The organism is Streptomyces roseoverticillatus, assembly GCF_000719265.1.
GTDB classification, from domain to species: Bacteria; Actinomycetota; Actinomycetes; order Streptomycetales; family Streptomycetaceae; genus Streptomyces; species Streptomyces roseoverticillatus.
The window spans coordinates 379,848-397,651 of the sequence record NZ_JOFL01000001.1; the positions used below are offsets into that span (position 1 = coordinate 379,848).

The 17,804-nt window shown below is 74.5% G+C and carries 17 protein-coding genes and 1 pseudogene; 8 read left to right on the top strand and 10 right to left on the bottom strand.

Translation table 11 applies throughout. The features are described from left to right. Positions 1-115 precede the first annotated feature (115 nt). Positions 116-535: a VOC family protein gene (locus IF61_RS0101725; protein ID WP_030364360.1), complete on the top strand. Its 420-nt coding sequence runs from the start codon at positions 116-118 to the stop codon at positions 533-535. A 30-nt stretch (positions 536-565) separates the two neighbouring features. Here IF61_RS0101725 and IF61_RS0101730 read toward each other — a convergent pair whose 3' ends face one another. Then, a complete protein-coding gene (locus IF61_RS0101730; protein WP_030364361.1) occupies positions 566-1,396 on the bottom strand; it encodes an alpha/beta fold hydrolase in 831 nt (276 codons plus the stop codon). A 105-nt stretch (positions 1,397-1,501) separates the two neighbouring features. Here IF61_RS0101730 and IF61_RS0101735 point away from each other — a divergent pair, with 105 nt between their 5' ends. Continuing rightward, a complete protein-coding gene (locus tag IF61_RS0101735) occupies positions 1,502-2,386 on the top strand; it encodes an RNA polymerase sigma-70 factor (RefSeq protein WP_030364362.1) in 885 nt (294 codons plus the stop codon). 8 nt (positions 2,387-2,394) lie between these two features. Here the strand turns inward: IF61_RS0101735 and IF61_RS0101740 are convergent, their stop codons facing one another. Beyond that, positions 2,395-3,141, bottom strand: coding sequence for an SDR family oxidoreductase (locus tag IF61_RS0101740; protein WP_030364363.1), 747 nt, complete (start codon positions 3,139-3,141; stop codon positions 2,395-2,397). 153 nt (positions 3,142-3,294) lie between these two features. Here IF61_RS0101740 and IF61_RS0101745 point away from each other — a divergent pair, with 153 nt between their 5' ends. Further along, complete coding sequence (locus tag IF61_RS0101745; protein ID WP_030364364.1) at positions 3,295-4,038, top strand: GntR family transcriptional regulator; 744 nt, start codon at positions 3,295-3,297, stop codon at positions 4,036-4,038. Positions 4,039-4,264: 226 nt separating this feature from the next. Here the strand turns inward: IF61_RS0101745 and IF61_RS0101750 are convergent, their stop codons facing one another. The 3 genes from IF61_RS0101750 to IF61_RS0101760 all read right to left on the bottom strand — a co-directional run bounded on the left by IF61_RS0101750 (position 4,265) and on the right by IF61_RS0101760 (position 7,531). Further along, positions 4,265-5,446: an ROK family protein gene (locus IF61_RS0101750; protein WP_030364365.1), complete on the bottom strand. Its 1,182-nt coding sequence runs from the start codon at positions 5,444-5,446 to the stop codon at positions 4,265-4,267. Positions 5,447-5,530: 84 nt separating this feature from the next. Beyond that, the gene (locus IF61_RS0101755; RefSeq protein WP_030364366.1) at positions 5,531-6,181 is read right to left on the bottom strand and encodes a response regulator transcription factor; all 651 of its coding nucleotides are present in this window, start codon (positions 6,179-6,181) and stop codon (positions 5,531-5,533) included. Positions 6,182-6,322: 141 nt separating this feature from the next. Continuing rightward, entirely contained in the window at positions 6,323-7,531 is a 1,209-nt protein-coding gene (locus tag IF61_RS0101760; RefSeq protein WP_030364367.1) for a sensor histidine kinase, read from the bottom strand. 108 nt (positions 7,532-7,639) lie between these two features. Here IF61_RS0101760 and IF61_RS0101765 point away from each other — a divergent pair. Both IF61_RS0101765 and IF61_RS0101770 read left to right on the top strand, forming a co-directional pair. Next, a pseudogene (locus IF61_RS0101765) lies at positions 7,640-8,299 on the top strand (ABC transporter ATP-binding protein); the annotation flags it as partial. Between the two features lie 74 nt (positions 8,300-8,373). Beyond that, a complete protein-coding gene (locus tag IF61_RS0101770) occupies positions 8,374-9,132 on the top strand; it encodes an ABC transporter permease (RefSeq protein ID WP_030364369.1) in 759 nt (252 codons plus the stop codon). A gap of 215 nt (positions 9,133-9,347) precedes the next feature. Here IF61_RS0101770 and mug read toward each other — a convergent pair whose 3' ends face one another. The 5 genes from mug to IF61_RS0101795 all read right to left on the bottom strand — a co-directional run bounded on the left by mug (position 9,348) and on the right by IF61_RS0101795 (position 12,905). After that, positions 9,348-9,890 (bottom strand): G/U mismatch-specific DNA glycosylase, encoded by a 543-nt coding sequence (gene mug, locus IF61_RS0101775; protein WP_030364370.1) that lies wholly within the window; start codon positions 9,888-9,890, stop codon positions 9,348-9,350. Positions 9,891-9,904: 14 nt separating this feature from the next. Next, the gene (gene purB / locus IF61_RS0101780) at positions 9,905-11,338 is read right to left on the bottom strand and encodes an adenylosuccinate lyase (RefSeq protein WP_030364371.1); all 1,434 of its coding nucleotides are present in this window, start codon (positions 11,336-11,338) and stop codon (positions 9,905-9,907) included. A gap of 65 nt (positions 11,339-11,403) precedes the next feature. After that, positions 11,404-11,859: a hypothetical protein gene (locus tag IF61_RS0101785; RefSeq protein WP_030364372.1), complete on the bottom strand. Its 456-nt coding sequence runs from the start codon at positions 11,857-11,859 to the stop codon at positions 11,404-11,406. 79 nt (positions 11,860-11,938) lie between these two features. Next, positions 11,939-12,157, bottom strand: a complete 219-nt coding sequence (locus tag IF61_RS0101790; RefSeq protein WP_245684367.1) for a hypothetical protein — start codon at positions 12,155-12,157, stop codon at positions 11,939-11,941. Positions 12,158-12,239: 82 nt separating this feature from the next. Beyond that, positions 12,240-12,905 carry an HNH endonuclease family protein gene (locus IF61_RS0101795; RefSeq protein WP_030364374.1) on the bottom strand — a complete coding sequence of 222 codons (666 nt, stop codon included), beginning with the start codon at positions 12,903-12,905 and terminating at the stop codon, positions 12,240-12,242. Positions 12,906-13,090: 185 nt separating this feature from the next. On the opposite strand from IF61_RS0101795, the gene IF61_RS0101800 reads away from it, so the two are divergent. The 3 genes from IF61_RS0101800 to IF61_RS0101810 all read left to right on the top strand — a co-directional run bounded on the left by IF61_RS0101800 (position 13,091) and on the right by IF61_RS0101810 (position 17,772). Further along, the gene (locus tag IF61_RS0101800) at positions 13,091-14,662 is read left to right on the top strand and encodes an alkaline phosphatase D family protein (protein ID WP_030364375.1); all 1,572 of its coding nucleotides are present in this window, start codon (positions 13,091-13,093) and stop codon (positions 14,660-14,662) included. Positions 14,663-14,725: 63 nt separating this feature from the next. Further along, positions 14,726-16,126, top strand: a complete 1,401-nt coding sequence (locus IF61_RS0101805) for a dihydrolipoyl dehydrogenase family protein (protein WP_030364376.1) — start codon at positions 14,726-14,728, stop codon at positions 16,124-16,126. Between the two features lie 239 nt (positions 16,127-16,365). Continuing rightward, positions 16,366-17,772: a GNAT family N-acetyltransferase gene (locus IF61_RS0101810; protein ID WP_052392310.1), complete on the top strand. Its 1,407-nt coding sequence runs from the start codon at positions 16,366-16,368 to the stop codon at positions 17,770-17,772. The last annotated feature ends 32 nt before the right edge of the window (positions 17,773-17,804 follow it).

Below are 17,804 nucleotides of genomic sequence, written 5' to 3' on the forward strand. Positions count from 1 at the left end.
TCCTGACACGGTGCTGCCCAGGGGCCCCATTGACGGCCCACGGGCTGTCCGGTCGATGATATCCGTGCAGGTCAGACGGAGATCGTCCGGTGTTACCGAGCGAAGGAGAAACGGCGTGCCTGTCGACGGCAAGGCCCATGTGCGCATCGCCCGCCCGTCCCGCGACCTCGCTGCGGCGGAGCGGTTCTGGACCGGGGGGCTGGGGCTCTCGGTCCTCTACCGGCACGAGGCCGGCCCGGACGCCCCGCCCCGGGAGGACCACTCGCTGCTGATGCTGGGCTGGCCGGACGCGGGCTGGCACCTCGAACTGGTCGTCTCGGAAGGTGAGTTCGTCCGGCCCGTGCCCACGGTGGAGGACCTCCTCGTCGTGTACGTCGCCGAGGAGGTCCCGCAGGAGCTCGTCGACCGCCTGGAGGCGCACGGCGGCAGGCGCGTCGAGGCCCACAACCCCTACTGGGACACGTGGGGCGTCACGGTCGAGGACCCCGACGGCTACCGCCTGGTGCTGTCCACGCGCGATTGGTCCAATTCGTAACCGGGCCGCCCGGGCCCGGCGGGCCGGCGTTCAGCGCGTGGCGTCGAGGATGACCCTCGCCACGAGCGCCGGGTCGTCGTTCATGGGCACGTGCCCGCAGCCCGGCAGCCGGACCAGCCTCGCCCCGGGGATCACCTGCTTGGCCCGGACGCCCTGGCGGCGCGGCAGCAGCCGGTCGCGCGTGCCCCACGCGACGGTCACGGGGACGTCAGCGATGTCGTGGGCGAAGAGGACGCCCTGGCCCGCGGCGAGGGTGGGCGCGAAGCCGGTGGCCTCGCGCAGCGCCCGCGTCTCGGCCATCACGGCGTCGGGCGAACGGCGGCCCGGGCTGGCGTAGATGGTGCCGGTCAGCGCCGCGCGCCCGGCGGCCGTGCGGGCCAGCCGGGCGACGGCCCGCGGCGGCAGCGACTCGGCGCCGCGCCGCATCGCCCGCAGCATGGTGAAGGCGTAGCGGCGCTCGGCCTCGGTCCAAAAGCCCGCGGGCGAGAGCGTGACCGCGGTCCGTACGAGCTTCTCGTGCGCGAGCTGCAGGGCCAGCAGCCCGCCGAGGGAGTTGCCCGCGACGTGCGGCCGGTCCAGGTCCAGGGCCTCGAACAGCGCTCTGAGGACGGGGACCACGCCGCGCAGGTCGTAGGTGACGCCGTCCGGGAGCGCGGGCGAACTGCCGAAGCCGGGCAGGTCGACGGCGATGACGTCGCGCTCCGCGGCGAGGATGCCCGCGACCGGGTCCCACGCCTGCAGGTGGTGGCCGATGCCGTGCAGGAGCACCAATGGCTCCCCGCCACCGAGCCGTTCGTAGGACACCTCCGCCGTCCGCCGTCCGGCGGGGGTGTCGATGGGGAAGACGACCGTGTCGGCCATGCGTGGCTCCTCGTCATCCTGGGGTGACCGGTGAGGTATTGAGACAGGATGTCAGTAAGAGTTACCGCAGGGTAGACCTTGTGCGAAGAGCCGTACGATGGCCCGGTGACCGTACGTGACACCGCCGTCGACGCCTTCGAGGAACACCGCTCCGTCCTGACGGGGGTGGCCTACCGCATGCTCGGCCGCGTCACCGACGCCGAGGACGTCGTCCAGGAGGCGTGGCTGCGCTGGTCCGGCGCCGACCGGGAGGACGTGCGCGACCCGCGCGGCTATCTCGTGCGGGTCACCGCCCGGCTGGCCGTCGACCGGCTGCGCCAGGTCCAGGCGCGGCGCGAGGCGTACGTGGGTCCCTGGCTGCCCGAGCCGATCGCCACCGACTACGGCCCGGCCGTCCCGGACACCGCCGAGCAGGCGGTGCTGGCGGACTCGGTCTCGCTCGCCGTACTCGTGGTCCTGGAGTCCCTGTCACCGCTGGAGCGGGCGGTCTTCGTACTGCGGGAAGCCTTCGGCTTCCCCTTCGGCGAAATCGCCGTCACTCTCAACCGCTCGGAGGCGTCCGTGCGGCAGCTCGCGAGCCGGGCCCGCCGCCATGTCGACGAGCGCAGACCGCGGTTCACCGTGGACCCGGCCGAGCAGCGCGACCTCACCGAGAAGTTCCTCGCGGCGGCCACGGGCGGCAGCATCGGGAACCTGCTGGAGCTGCTCGCGCCCGACGTGCGGCTGGTCGGCGACAGCGGCGGCAAGGCCAAGGCGCCGCTGCGCGTCATCGAGACCGCGGACAAGGTCGGGCGCTTCCTGTACGCGGTGGCGCAGCAGCCCCTGCCGGGACGGGAGGCTCGTTTCATGGAGATCAACGGCCGTCCGGGCCTCCTCGTCCTGTCCGGGGGACGCCCGGATACCGCGCTCAGCCTCGAGGTGGCGGACGGCCGGATCACGACGGTCTACCTGGTGCGCAACCCTCACAAGCTGGGCGGCCTGGCCGTCTAGCCGGCCGCCTACAGGCCGCCGGCCACCCGCAGCACCGCGCCCGTCGTGTACGACGCCTCCGGCGACAGCAGCCACGCCACCGCCCCCGCGACCTCGTCGGGCATGCCGGCCCGGCGCATGGGCACGACGGCGGCCTTGTGCTTCGGCCGGTCGGGGTCGCCCATCGACGCGTGGATGTCCGTGACGATCAGCCCGGGCTGTACGGAGTTGACGCGTATGCCCTCCTCGGCGAGTTCCTTGGACAGGCCCATGGTCATCGCGTCGACGGCCGCCTTGCTCGCCGCGTAGTGCACGTACTCGCCGGGGCTGCCGAGGGTGGCCGCGCCCGAGGAGATGTTCACGATCGCACCGCCCCCGCCGCCGTGCCGGGTCGACATCTCCAGGGCCGCGCGGCGGGCGCATATCAGAGCGCCCGTCACGTTCACGTCGATGACCCGGCGCATCCGCTCCACCGGCGTCTGCGTGAACCGGCCGAGCAGGCCCGTGACGCCGGCGTTGTTGACCAGGCCCGTGACCGGGCCCAGCTCCGCGCGCACCGTGTCGAACAGTTCGTCGACCTGGCTCTCCACGCTGGTGTCGGCCTGGACGACCACGCAGCGGACACCCTCGGCGCGCACCTCTTCGGCCGTCGCCTCAGCGGCTTCACGCGCGCGTTCGTAACCGATGCCCACGCTGTGGCCCGCGCGTGCGAGCCGCACCGCGACCGCCGCGCCGATCCCCCGGCCGCCTCCCGTGACCACCGTGACCTGATCCATCGCCCCGTACCCCTCGCCTGTGTCTTCCTGTGTCTCCCACCCGTACGGTAATCGGGGCATTGGTCTTGACCAAGTCCGGGCACCGTCCTATGGTCGCCATACTGCAACAACCTTTAATAAAGAAGCGCGCAAAATGCTTTGCGGAGGATCAGGGTGGGGACCACGCAGCTCGACACGGTGCCGGAGCCGAAGTACTGGCACCTGAAGACCGTGCTCAGCGAGGCGCTCGACTCCGAGTTCGCGGTGGGTGAGATCCTGCCGAACGAGCGGGAGCTCGCCGCCCGGTTCGGCGTCGCACGGGCCACGCTCCGGCAGGCGCTCGAACAACTGGAGCTCGAAGGGCGGCTGCAGCGCCGCCGCGGCGTCGGCACCACCGTCGCCCCGCCCCGCGTGGGCGTGGCCGTCGGTGACGCCGAGCAGGCCTGGCCGGGTACCGCCGCGGACTCCTGGCAGGCCGTCGACTGCCAGGAGGCGGCCCCGCCCGCGGCCGTCGCCCGGCTGCTGGGCACGCCCGCCGGGCGGCCGGTGCACACCGTCCGCCGGATCCGCCGGACGCACGGCCAGCCCGTCGCCGCCGAACTGCTCTACGTGCCGGGGCACTCCGTCCCCGGCCTCGCCGCGATCGACACCGCGCCGGGCGCCGCCCGCGCCCGGACGGTCCTGCGCGAGCTGCAGCGCCTCGCCCTGGACGGCCAGGACCGCGCGGTGGAGCTGGGCTCGGCCCGCGCCGAGGACGCCAAGCAGCTCGACCGGCTGCCCGGCGCGCCCGTCCTCCTCGTCACCACGCGCTACTTCGCCGAGGGCGCGACCGCGGCCGTGGCCGTCGCGACCTACCGGGCGGACACCTGCCGGCTCACCTTCGGTGAGACCGGGGTGCAGCTCCTCGCCGCCGGCTGACGGTTCCTCCGGCGGTTCGCACAGGACGCTCCGGTGACGGGCGGGTTCGCATGCCGCCGGACCCTCGCCGCGGTGGCTCGACGCCATGGCGGCGGGTTCTTGTACCGGCTGGAGGCCGGGCCCGAGACAGGACGGCTGTGCGGCCCCGGACGCGGAGCTGCCGTGGCAATCCCCGGCGGTGCCGAACCGCCGGACGGGCCGAGCGGGCTGCTCCCCACCGTCCCGCTCACCGCCGTGCGGTGACCGTGCTCTCCACCGCGAACAGCTGCTTCTCCACGTGGTCGAGGGCCAGGCGCAGCGCCCCCGTGGCCACCGCCGCCTCGCCGAGCATCGACTGCACCACCTGCGGCGGCCGCAGGCAGTAGCGGGCCAGCTCCGTGCGCAGCGGCTCCAGGACGCCGCTGAGGCCCGCCGCCCAACCGCCGACGACGACCAGCTCGGGGTCGAGGGCCAGCACCAACGCGGCCACGTCGTGCACCAGCCTGCGCATGAAGCGCTCCACGGCCGCGGCGGCCCGCTCGTCGCCCTCGCGCGCGAGCGCGAAGACGCGCGCCACCTGCGCCTCGTCCAGCGGGTGCAGCGGCTCGCCCGTCGTGGACAGCACTTCTTCCGGGGTGGCCTCGCGGCCCAGCAGGTGCAGGGCGCCGATCTCGCCGGCCGCGCCCCCGAAGCCGCGGTGCAGCCGCCCGCCGATCAGGGAGCCGGCCCCGGGGCTGAGCCCCGCCAGGACGAAGACGACATCGTCGGAGCCGGTGGCCGCGCCCTTCCAGTGCTCGGCCACGGCGGCGGCGTTCGCGTCGTTCTCCACGAGGACCGGGCAGCGGAACGAGCGGCGCAGCCGCTCCCCCAGCGGCAGGCCCGTCCAGCCGGGGAGCGCCGTGCCCAGCCGCACCGTGCCGTCGGCCTCGACGATGCCCGGGCTGGCCACGCCGACGGCGCGCAGCCCGCTGCGCGGCACGCCCGAGCGCGCCAGCAGGTCGGCGACGGCGTCGCGCACGCGGTCCAGCCGCTCGTCCGCCGGGGCCGTCTCCGCGACGTCCACGGACTCCGAGCCCGTGACGCGCCCGCTCAGATCCGCCATCAGGGTGGCGATCCGGTGCGGCCCGATCTCGATGCCGAGCAGGTGGCCCGCCTCGACGCGGAAGCGGAAGCGGCGCGCGGGCCGGCCCTGGCGGCGGGCCTCGCCCTCCTCGGCGGGGGCCTCCACCACCAGGCCTGACTCCATCAGGCCCTCGACCACGCCCTCCACGGTCGGCCGGGACAGGCCGGTGACCTTGACCAGGTCCGTGAGGGTGGGCGCGGCGCCGAGCGGGGACGCCGGGGACGCGGCCGTGCGGAGCGCGTGCAGCACGACGGCCGAGTTGATCCGCCGCAGCAGGGACGGGTCCCCGCCGGTGAGCCGCCCCAACGTCGCCGCCTCCTCGCGTTTACGCGTCCTTTGCCTACTGGCCGGATCGTATCGGGTGCGGTGGCCCGCGGCGAGCCTCGGGACTCAGCCTGGGGTCACGAACCCCGACTCGTACGCGGCGATCACCGCCTGGGTGCGGTCCCGTGCCCCGAGCTTCGCCAGCACCGCGCTGACGTGCGTCTTCACCGTCTCGGAGCCGAGCGTCAGGGCCCGGGCGATCTCCGCGTTGGACAGGCCGCGGGCCATGTGGCGCAGCACCTCGGCCTCGCGCGCGGTCAGGGCCGCCCGCTCCATGGCCGCCCGGGCCCGCTCGTTGCCGCGCCCGGCCGCGAGCCGCCGCAGCGCGGCCGGGAACAGCAGCGAGTCGCCGGCGGCCACCGTGCGGACCGCCTGGACGATCTCGGCGGGCGCGGAACGCTTGAGGAGGAAGCCGTCCGCGCCGGCGCGCAGCGCGTCGTAGACGTACTCGTCGTTCTCGAAGGTGGTCACGACCAGGATCTTCGGCGGCCGGTCGACCGTACGGAGGACGGCGCGGGTCGCCTCGATGCCGTCCAGGAGCGGCATCCGGACGTCCATCGCGACGACGTCCGGGCGCAGCTGACGGACCATCGGGACCACTGCCGCGCCGTCCGCGGCTTCGCCCGCGACCTCGATGTCGTGCTGTGCTCCGAGGATGGCGCGCAGGCCCGCGCGGACGAGGGGTTCGTCGTCGACGAGCAGAACAGATATCGGCACGGGGTCACCATAGATCGTCGTCGCCCGGGCACGGCGCGGCACCGCCGGGCCGCCTCGTCGTGGTCATTCGCCGTCGCGGCGGACGAAACCACCCGCCACGACGGCGAGATCCCGGCGGAGTGTGCGCCCGCCCGGGAGACGTCACACCCCCAGCGGGAGCACGGCCCGTACGCGCCACGTCCCCTCGTGCGCGCCCGTCTCGGCGTGGCCGCCGAGGAGCGCGGCGCGTTCGCGGATGCCCCGCAGCCCGCTGCCGCCGCCGCTGACGGCGCTGCCCGCGGACCCGGGCAGGGGGTTGCGGATGTCCAGTTCCAGGACGTCCGCGCGGACCGCTATGCGCAGCGAGACCGGCACGGGGCCCGCGTGCCGCACCACGTTGGTGAGCGCTTCCTGGGCGATGCGGTAGCCCTCGCGCGACACCGGGCCCGGCACGGTCTCCAGGGCGCCGGTGACGTCGGCGGTGACCTCGGCGCCGGAGCCGCGGGCGGCGGTGAGCAGCCGTTCGATGTCCGTCAGGGCCGGGCGTCCCGCCGCCGGTCCGGGCGCGTCCTCCCGCAGGACCGCGAGGACGCGCTCCAGGTCCTCCAGCGCGTGCCGGCCCGTCTCCTCGATGGCGGCCAGGGCCTGTTCGGTGAAGGCGGGCGAGCCCGCCGCGCGCGCCGCGCCCGCCTGCACCACCGCGACCGTCAGCGCGTGCCCGACCGAGTCGTGGAGCTCGCGGGCGAGCCGGTTGTGCTCCAGCAGCCGTTCCGTGCGCTCCTCCAGCGCGGCCAGCCGCTCGGCCGCGGACGGGCCGAGGAGCGCTCGCGCGGCGCGCGCCTGCAGCTCCCCCGCCAGGACGACGAAGGCGAGGAGGAGCACGGGCACGAGCAGGCCCAGGACGGCGTACGACCAATGGCCCGGCCCGGCGGTCCACAGCGGCATGCGCACCACGCCGTCGCCCGCGGCACTGCTGACGAGCTTCACCGCCAGCGTCGGCGCGTGGACCGAGAGGAACGCGGTCGCCACACCCGCTTCGTACCGCACCATCAGCCACATCGCCGTCCGCCGGCGGTCCGTCCAGGAAGCCGAGCGCGCGGGCGTGAAGTGCGGCTGCGGACCCTTCCTCCCCGCCGGGAACAGCAGCAACTGCGCCTGCATGCCCTCCGAGAGCCGCACCCCCGGGACCATGGCCGCCACCGCCAGGAAGGGCAGGGGCAGCACGAGCAGCCAGGCGCCCGCCGGGCTGTTGACGTTGCCGAGCCCGGGCGTCACGAACGCGAACACGGTGGCGACGACGGCCGCCATCACGAGGTGCAGCCAGCGGGTATACGTGACCGCGCGGATCACCGGGCGCAGGGGAACGATCATGGCGTCATCCTTCCAGCGCCCCGCGCGCCGCGGCCTCCCCCGCGTGGGGGAGACGATCCCCACGCGAGGGGGAAGCGCCGCCCCCGGCCCGGGCGCGAGCCTTGGGCCATGACCTTGATCGAGATTCGCGGACTCACCAAGCGGTACGGCCCGGTGTGCGCCCTGGACGGGCTCACCGTGACCGTCCGGCCCGGCCGGGTGACCGGCTTCCTGGGCCCCAACGGCGCCGGCAAGTCCACCACTATGCGCATCCTCCTCGGCCTCGACCGGCCCACCTCCGGGACGGCCCTCGTCGGCGGCAGCCCGTACGCCTCGTTCGCCGAGCCGCTGCGGCACGTCGGCGCGCTGCTGGACGCCTCGGCCGCCCACCCCGCCCGGACCGCCCGCGACCACCTGCTCACCCTCGCCCTCAGCAACCGCATCCCCGCCCGCCGCGTCGACGAGGTGCTGGAGGAGACGGGGATCGCGAGCGCGGCCCGGCGGCGCGTGCGCACCTTCTCCTTGGGGATGCGGCAGCGGCTGGGGCTGGCCGCGGCGCTGCTCGGCGACCCGCCCGTGGTGCTGCTCGACGAACCCGCCAACGGCCTCGACCCGGAGGGCATCCTCCAGCTGCGCCGGCTGGCCCGCCGCCTGGCCGGGGAGGGGCGGACCGTCCTCCTCTCCAGCCACCTCATGAGCGAGATGGCGCAGACCGCCGACCACCTCGTGGTCCTGGGCCGGGGCCGGCTGCTGGCCGACGCGCCCCTGGACGAGTTCGTCGGCGGGAGAGCCTCACTGGAAGAGGCCTACTTCGCCCTGACCGCCGGCTCCACCGAGTTCACGCACCAGGAAGGCACGCCCTCATGACCGCCCTCGCAACCAACCTCGCGCCCGTCGTCCGCTCCGAGTGGGTGAAGATCCGTTCCGTACGGTCCCTGCTCGTCGCCCTCTTCGCCGCCTTCGTCTGCACGGTCGGCGTCACACTGCTGGTCCACGCCATGGTCGGCAAGGCCGAGGCCGACAACGCGGACTTCGAGCCGGTGTACGGCTCCTATTACGGCCTCAACTTCGGGCACATCGCCGCCGTCTGCTTCGGCGTGATGGCGGTCGCCGGGGAGTACGCGGGAGGCGGGATCAGGCTCTCGCTCGCCGCCGTCCCCCGCCGCGGCCTGTTCTTCGGCGGCAAGCTGCTCGTCGTGGGCGCCGCGGCCCTGCCGGTGGGCCTGGCGACCGGCTTCGGCTGCTTCCTCGGCGCGCAGGCCCTGCTCGGCGAGTACGGGGTGGGGCTGGGGGCGCCCGGCGCGCTGCGGTCGGCGATCGGCTGCGGTCTCTACCTCACGCTGCTCACCGTGTTCTCGGCGGGCGTGGCCGCGGTGCTGCGCAGCCAGGTCGGCGCGCTGTCGGTGCTCACGCCCGTGGTCTTCCTGATCTCGCCGGTCTTCGCGGGGGTCTCCGGCATCGGGAAGGTGGTGGCCTTCCTCCCGGACCGGGCCGGCCAGCAGATCCTGCACCCGGTCCCCGAGGGCCCGCTCGGGGCCTGGTCCGGGATGGGCGTGATGGCCTTGTGGGCGGCGCTCGCCGCCGCGGCGGGCTGGTGGTCGCTGCGTCGCCGCGATGCGTGACCCCCTCCGGGGAAGGTGCCGCGTACGCGCCGGAGCGGCGACGGCGACGCCGGGTCGTCGCAGCCCTCAGCCGCGTGCGGTGTGCGGCGGAGCCGGCGAGGGCACGGTGCCGCACGGGGCCGGGCACCAGCGACGGCCGGCACGGTTTCCTCCGCCGCAGCGGACCCCGGCCACGGCGGCGCAGTCCGGCGGTGCCGTACACGATCAGGTCCTGCTCAGGCCGCGCCGTCCGCGGCCGCCCTCAGCCGGGCGAACTCCTCCGCCATCTTCGGCAGCGGCCAGTGGGCGTTGAGGCCGCTGGGGTTGGGCAGGGCCCAGATACGGGTGGCGCCTATCGTCCGCTCCTGCGGGCCGATCTTCGCGTGCTTGTCGCCGAAGGCGACGCGGTAGGCGGTCACCCCGACGACCGCGAGCCAGCGCGGCTTCAGCAGCTCGACCTTCTCGGTCAGGATGCGGCCGCCCTCGACGTACTCCGCGGTGCTCAGCTCGTCCGCGCGCGCCGAGGCCCGGGCGACGACGTTGGTGATGCCGAGCCCGTAGCCGAGCAGTTCCTCCTGCTCGGCGGGGCGCAGCCGCCGCGGCGTGAAGCCGGAGGCGTGCAGGACGGGCCAGAAGCGGTTGCCCGGGCGGGCGAAGTGGTGGCCGGTGGCCGCCGACATCAGGCCGGGGTTGATGCCGCAGAAGAGGACGCGGAGGCCGTCCGCGACCACGTCGGGTACGAGGCGGTCGCGGGCGGCCTCCAGTTGCTCCGCCCTCATGACAGAGAAAACACTTAGAGGATCGCCCCCGGCGCGTACGCGGCGGCCTCCGGGTGGCGCTTGGCGATCTCCTCGATGCGGGAGACCACGAGGGCGGCCTGGGCGGCGGCGGCGCCGGTGAAGGACAGCTTGTCGGCCATCAGGGCGTCGAGGCCGGCCCGGTCCAGCGGGATCCGCTCGTCGGCGGCGAGCTTGTCGAGGAGCTCGTTGCGCTCGGCGCCCTGCTCGCGCATGGCGAGCGCGGAGGCCACGGCGTGCTCCTTGATCGCCTCGTGGGCGACCTCGCGGCCGACCCCGGCGCGCACGGCGGCCATGAGCACCTTGGTGGTGGCGAGGAAGGGCAGGTAGCGGTCCAGCTCGCGGGCGACGACGGCGGGGAAGGCGCCGAACTCGTCGAGCACCGTCAGGAAGGTCTCCATCAGGCCGTCGAGCGCGAAGAAGGCGTCCGGCAGGGCCACGCGGCGCACCACGGAGCAGGAGACGTCGCCCTCGTTCCACTGGTCGCCCGCGAGCTCGCCGGCCATGGAGGCGTAGCCGCGCAGGATGACCATGAGGCCGTTGACGCGCTCGCAGGAGCGGGTGTTCATCTTGTGCGGCATGGCGGAGGAGCCGACCTGGCCGGGCTTGAAGCCCTCGGTGACCAGCTCGTGCCCGGCCATCAGCCGGATCGTCTTGGCGAGCGAGGACGGCGCCGCGGCCAGCTGGACCAGCGAGGTCACGACCTCGTAGTCGAGCGAGCGCGGGTAGACCTGGCCGACGGAGGTGAAGGCCTGCGCGAAGCCGAGGTGGTGGGCGATGCGCCGCTCCAGCTCGTCCAGCTTGGCGGCGTCGCCGCCGAGGAGGTCGAGCATGTCCTGGGCGGTGCCGACGGGGCCCTTGATGCCGCGCAGCGGGTAGCGGCCGAGGAGCTCCTCCAGGCGGGCGAAGGCGACGAGGAGCTCGTCGGCGCCGGTGGCGAAGCGCTTGCCGAGGGTGGTGGCCTGGGCGGCGACGTTGTGCGAGCGGCCGGCCATGACCAGCTCGGCGTTCTCCGCGGCGAGCTTGCCGAGGCGGGCGAGGACGGCGACGGACCGGTCCCGGACGAGCTCCAGGGACAGCCGGATCTGCAGCTGCTCGACGTTCTCCGTGAGGTCGCGGGACGTCATGCCCTTGTGGATGTGCTCGTGGCCGGCGAGGGCGTTGAACTCCTCGATGCGGGCCTTCACGTCGTGCCGGGTGACCTTCTCGCGCTCGGCGATCGAGGCGAGGTCGACCTGGTCGAGGACGCGCTCGTAGTCGGCGAGGGCGGCGTCCGGCACCTCGATCCCCAGGTCCTTCTGGGCGCGCAGGACGGCGAGCCACAGCCGCCGCTCCAGCGTCACCTTGTACTCGGGGGACCACAGGACGGCCAGCTCGGCGGAGGCGTAGCGGCCGGCCAGGACATTGGGGATGCGGGGCTTCACAGACACGCTGCCGAGTCTACTGTCGGTTGCTGCAGACTCCGGCACGGGGCTCGTTCGTAGCTTGCTACGAGCTACGGCGTCACCTTCAGGGTGTATTCACAGCCCCTGACGGAGCCGCCGCCCCCGCCCGCCGCGACCTGCCTGCCGTCGACCTTGATCACGCACGGCGGGGTGGCGAACTTGTCGTCATGCTCGGGGCCGGTGCCGTAGACGGAGCCGGGGACCAGGGCCAGCAGCACGCCCTCCTTCGGCTCCGCGCCGCGGAAGGTGACGTCGACGGTCTTCGTCCACGGCAGGGAGACCTGCTCGGTGGCGTTGCGGTCCCAGGCCACGTAGGTGACCTGGGAGGAGCCCGTGCCGTGCAGCTCGAAGGTCACCCGGCGGACGGGCGGCTCGGCGTGCGCGGCGGCGGCCTGGCGGGGCGCCGCGGCCGCGGCGTCGCTGCCCTTTCCCAGACCGCTCCCGCAGCCCGCCACCAGCGTGGCCGCCGTCGCGGTGAGCGCCGTCCAGGTGACCGCCTTGCGCATGTTTCCCCCATAGCCCGGTCCGGCGCGGAGGCAAGATCACTTCCGGCCGACGGTGATCATAGTGGGGGTGCGGAGGGGCTCAGCGGGGGACTTCCGCGGCGCCTCCCTCGCGGATGCGGGCGAGCACCCGGCCGTGCAGGGCCACCAGGCCGCCCTCGGGGACGGGCACCGGGCTGCCGGTGAGGGTGTACCACTCCTCGGCCCCGGTGTACTGGACGTCGACGCGGGCCTCCCCGCCGGGCAGGGCGGCGGTGGCGACGGTGAGGTCGCCGGTGATGACGCCGACGTCATCGGTCATCGCCCCGCCCGGTCCCGCGGTCACCTGGTCCACGAGGGGCCCGCCGGGCTGTCCGCCGGTCACCGGCTGCTGCTCGTGCTGCTCATCGGTCGCATGAGTCCAGCATGGCAGCAAGCGTGTCCTGCTCGCCCTGGGTCACGCTCAGTTTGTACACGTGCTTGACGTGGGTCCAGGCGCGGGAGTACGTGCACCAGTAGGTGCCCAGCGGCGGGCGCCACTGGTCCGGGCTCTGGTCGCCCTTGGCGCGGTTGGAGGCGGCGGACACGGCGATCAGCTGAGGGTTGGTCAGGTCGTTGGCGAACCGTTTGCGCTGGTCGGTGGTCCAGGAGTCGGCCCCGGACCGCCAGGCGTTGGCGAGGGGCACCATGTGGTCGATGTCGAGCTGGCCGGACACCGTGAAGTCCTTGCCGTCGTAGGCGCTGTGCCAGCGGCCGGAGACCGAGCGGCACTGGTCGTCGGTCTTCACGTCCTGGCCGTCGCGGGAGAGGACGACCTCGCGGGTGTCGCAGGTGCCCACCTGCTTGACCCAGTGGGGGAACTTGGCGCGGCTGTAGCCGGCCATCGAGTGCGGCAGCTCGACGGTGAGCCCGGCCAGCTCCTCCTTGGCGACGGACGCCGCGGGCGGCTCCGGCAGGTCGTGCGGCACGGGCGGCGGCGCGGCCGAGGCCGGGACGCCGGCGGGGGCGAGGGCGGCGGACAGACACAGGGCTGCGGCAGTGGCGGCGCGGCGCCACCGGATTCGTGGGATCACAGACCAACAGATACCGGTACTCACACTCCGATACGGAACATATACCCCGGACGGCGACGTGCCGGGGTGCCCCGTTGACGCCGCGGCCGCGCAAGGCACCTCGTGTTCACGGCGCGTTCGGCCGCCGGGCACCTCACGCCGGTAGGAACGCACCGTCAGGAACAGGCGAACGAGGAGGATTCATGGCGCACGGGCCCGGGTTCGGCGTGGGCAGACGAGCCGTCCTGCGAGGTGCGGCGGGCGCCGCCGCGGTCACCGCGCTGCCCGCGGCGGCCGGCGCGGCACCGGCCCTGGCGCTGTCCGGGCGGCCGGAGGCGCGCTGGGGCGTGCAGACCGGTGACGTGACGGCGTCGTCGGGCCTGGTGTGGGTGCGCGCCGACCGGCCCGCCCGGATGATCGTGGAGACCTCGGCCACGGAGTCGTTCCGCAAGGTGCGCCGCATCACGGGCCCGCTCGTCGGGCCGGACACGGACTTCACCGGGCGCACCGCGCTGCACGGCCTGCCGGCCGGGGAGCAGATCCACTACCGCGTGCTGCTCGCCGACCCGGACGACCCGCGCCGTACCGGCCGCCCCGTCCAGGGCACCTTCCGCACGGCGCCCGCCCGCCGCTCGGACGTGCGCTTCCTGTGGTCCGGCGACCTGGCCGGGCAGGGCTGGGGCATCAACCCCGACCGCGGCGGCTACCGCATCTACGAGCACATGCGCCGCCTCGCACCGGACTTCTTCCTCTGCAGCGGCGACAACATCTACGCCGACAGCCCCATCGCACCGTCCGTGACGCTGCCGGACGGCAGCATCTGGCGGAACGTCACCACGGAGGAGAAGGCGAAGGTCGCCGAAACCCTGGCCGAGTTCCGCGGCGCGTTCCGCTACAACCTCCTGGACGCCAACCTGCGCCGCTTCAACGCCGAGGTGCCCACCGTCGTCCAGTGGGACGACCACGAGGTGCACAACAACTGGTACCCGGGCCGGATCCTGGACGACGCGCGCTACACGGAGAAGCGGATCGACGTGCTCGCCGCGCGGTCGCGGCGGGCCTTCTCGGAATACTTTCCGCTGTCCACCCAGCCCGAGGACGGCGACGGCCGCGTCTACCGCGTCCTGCGCCACGGTCCCCTGCTGGACGTGTTCGTGCTGGACATGCGCACGTACCGGAACGCGAACTCGCCCGGCCGGCAGCCCGACGACACCCAGGGCATCCTGGGCGCCCGCCAGCTGGAGTGGCTCAAGCGCGAGCTGTCGCGCTCGCGCGCGGTGTGGAAGGTGATCGCCTCCGACATGCCGCTGGGGCTCGTGGTCACCGACGGCCCCGCGGACTTCGAGGCGGTGGCCCAGGGCGACCCGGGAGCGCCGCTCGGCCGCGAGCTGCAGATGGCCGAGCTGCTGCGGCACATCAAGCACCGGCGGATCACCGGCACGGTCTGGCTGACGGCCGACGTGCACTACACGTCGGCGCAGCACTACGAGCCGGAGCGGGCGGCGTTCAAGGACTTCGCGCCGTTCTGGGAATTCGTCTCGGGCCCGCTCAACGCGGGCGGCTTCCCGGCGAACGAGCTGGACGGCACCTTCGGCCCGCGCCGGGCGTTCCTCAAGGCACCCGCCACGGCCAACGTCCCGCCCGGGCAGGGCAGTCAGTTCTTCGGCGAGGTGGCCATCGCGGGCGACAGCGGGGAGCTGACCGTGCGGCTGCGGGACGAAGACGGCGCGGTGCTGTTCACCAAGGTGCTGCAGCCGGGGCGCGTCGGACAGTGACGCTGTCAGCGGGTGGTGGGAAGGTGGGGCTGTCCGGCCGACCCGAGCGGAAGGTGGCTTGCCATGGCCGAGCAGGTGGACGTCGTCGTCATCGGGCTGGGCCCGGGCGGTGAGCATGTCGCGGGCCGGCTCGCCGACGCCGGGCTGAGCGTGGTGGGCGTCGAGGCGGAGCTGGTCGGCGGCGAGTGCCCGTACTGGGGGTGCGTGCCGAGCAAGATGATGATCCGCGCGGGGAACCTGCTGGCGGAGGCGCGGCGCGTGCCCGGCATGGCGGGGGCCGTGGGGCAGGTCGTGCCCGACTGGGCGCCGGTGGCGGCCCGGATCCGCGACGAGGCCACCGACGACTGGAACGACCAGGTGGCGGCCGACCGCCTCACCGGCAAGGGCGGCCGCCTGGTCCGCGGGCACGGCAGGCTCGCCGGCCCGCGCCGGGTGGCGGTCGAGGGCGGCGACGGCGACGGGCTGCACTTCGAGGCCCGGCTGGGCGTGGTGCTCGCGACCGGCTCGGGACCGCAGATCCCGCCGGTGCCGGGCCTGGCGGACGTGCCGTACTGGACGAACCGGGACGCGGTCTCGGCGAAGGAGGCGCCGCGCTCGCTGCTCGTGCTCGGCGGCGGCGCGATCGGCGTGGAGGTCGCCCAGGTGTACGCCCGCTTCGGCACGCACGTCACGATCGTGGAGGCGAGGGACCGGCTGGTCCCGGGCGAGGAGCCGGAGGCGGGCGCCCTGCTGGCCGAGGTGCTCGGACGGGAGGGGCTCGTCCTGCGCACGGGCGCACGGGCGGCCGGCGTGCGGCACGAGGGCGACGTGTTCGCGCTGGCGCTGGAGGACGGCACGGAGCTGACGGGAGATCAGCTGCTGGTGGCCACCGGCCGCCGGGTGGAGCTGAGCGGCCTGGGCCTGGAGACCGTCGGCCTCGACCCCGGCGGGCGGGCCCTCGCCGTCGACGGCCGGATGCAGGCCACGCCGGGGCTGTGGGGCGTGGGCGACGTCACGGGCCACGGCGCGTTCACGCACGTGGCGATGTACGAGGCGGAGATCGCCGTCCGCTCGGTCCTCGGCGAGCCCGGCCCCCACGCCGACTACCGGGCCCTGCCGCGGGTGACGTTCACCGACCCCGAGGTCGGCGCGGTGGGCCTGACCGAGCATCAGGCCCGCGAGAAGGGGCTGCGGGTGCGCACGGGCCTCTCGCGCGTGCCGTCCTCGGCGCGCGGCTGGATCCACAAGACCGGCAACGACGGCCTGGTCAAGCTGGTCGAGGACGCGGACCGCGGGGTGCTCGTGGGGGCGACGACGGCCGGGCCCATGGGCGGCGAGATGCTGTACGGGCTGGCCGTGGCCGTCCAGGCGGAGGTCCCCGTGGAGTCGCTGCGGCACATGATCTACGCGTACCCGACCTTCCACCGGGGCGTCGAGGACGCGCTCGCGGACCTCCGCGCGCGGGAGTCCTTGCCGGACGCCTAGGAGTGTCAAGGGGCGACCGGTTGCGGTGCCCGCGCATTGCGCCGGTTCCTCGCCGTTGTGGTGCATCATCGTCGCGGCGGGCACTTTCCTGCCGGCCGGCGCACCCCTCCCGGCGGGCACACTTCCGCCGCGGCACCACCCGCTTCCTGAATCGGGACAGTTGGTAAAAAGAACCCGCTTAACCCATCGGTCACAAGCTGTTTGTGATCACGCAACACCCCTCCGTCAGGGTGGTGCCCATGACGGACGAGACCACCGCGAAGCCCCACCGCCCCCATCACTGGCGGCGGGACCTGGTCGAACTGGCCGCCCTGTTCACCGCGGTCGCCGCCGCCGACACCATGGCCGACACCGTCGTCCACGGCCCCGACGGGCCCGTGCTGCTCGCTTCCTCGGCCGCCGCCCTGCTGGCCACCACCGCCTTCCACACCTGGTGGGCGCGGCGCGGCGGCGGCCGCAGCCACGCTCCCCCGCCGGTGCCGGCCACCACCGCACCCGCAGCCCCGCGCACCGCCGGCCCTGCGGAGCGGCCGCGGCCGGGCACCGCCGCGGACGACGCCACCGGCACGGCCCTGTGGCGGATGCGCACGACCGTGCGCGACGAGCCCGGCAGCCTGGCCGCGCTGTGCACCGCCCTCGCCTGCGAGGGCGTCGACATCCTCTCCCTGCAGACGCACCCCCTGGCCGACGGCGTCGTCGACGAACTCCTGCTGCGGGCACCCGCCGCCCTGGCCGCGAGGGACCTGGCCGGGGCCGCGGCCGCGGGCGGCGGCTGCGACACCTGGCTGGAGCGGGCCGACGCCCACGACCTCGTGGACGTGCCGACCCGGGTCCTCAACCTCGCCACCCGTACGGCGCTCGACGCCGCCGAACTCCCGCTCGCGCTGCGCCGGCTCCTCGGCCGCTGCACGATCCGCTCCGTGCCCGCCCGCTCGCCGCGCAGCGGCGGCGCACCCGCCGAGCAGGTGCCGGCGGAAGGGGTGTGGGAGGAGACGGTCATGCGGCTGCGCGACCCCTCCGGCGGCTCCATCACGATCGAGCGCCCGTACCTGCCCTTCACGCCCACCGAGTTCGCCCGGGCCCGCGCCCTGGTCGAGCTCGACGCCCGGCTCGGCCCGCGCGTCCCGCCGGGCGCCGACGTCCTGACCCTGCCCGAGGGCAACGAGATCACCATCCGGCGCGCCGGCGCCGAGGACCTCGCCGCGGCCCGCGCCATGCAGGAGCGCTGCTCCGCCGCGACGCTCGCCCAGCGCTACCACGGCCCGGCCGGCGACGCCGACCGCTACCTGCGCCACCTGCTGAGCCCGCGCTTCGGCCGCACCCTGGCCGCGTACACCGCGACGGGCCGCCTCGTGGCCCTGGGCCACCTGCTGTGGGACGGCGACGAGACGGAGGTCGCCCTGCTCGTCGAGGACGACTGGCAGCGGCGCGGCGTCGGCGGCGAACTCCTCGGCCGCCTGGTGGACCTGGCCGTGGCGGACGGCTGCCGCAGCGTCTACGCCGTCACGCGGTCCTCCAACACCGGCATGGTCGCGGCGATGCGCGCCCTGGACCTGCCGCTGGACTACCAGGTCGAGGAGGGCACGCTCGTCGTCACCGTACGGCTCGCCCCGGCCCCCATTCCGGCGCTTCCGCCCGCACCGTGACATTCCGTCCGCCCGCCGCCGCCGGACCTGCA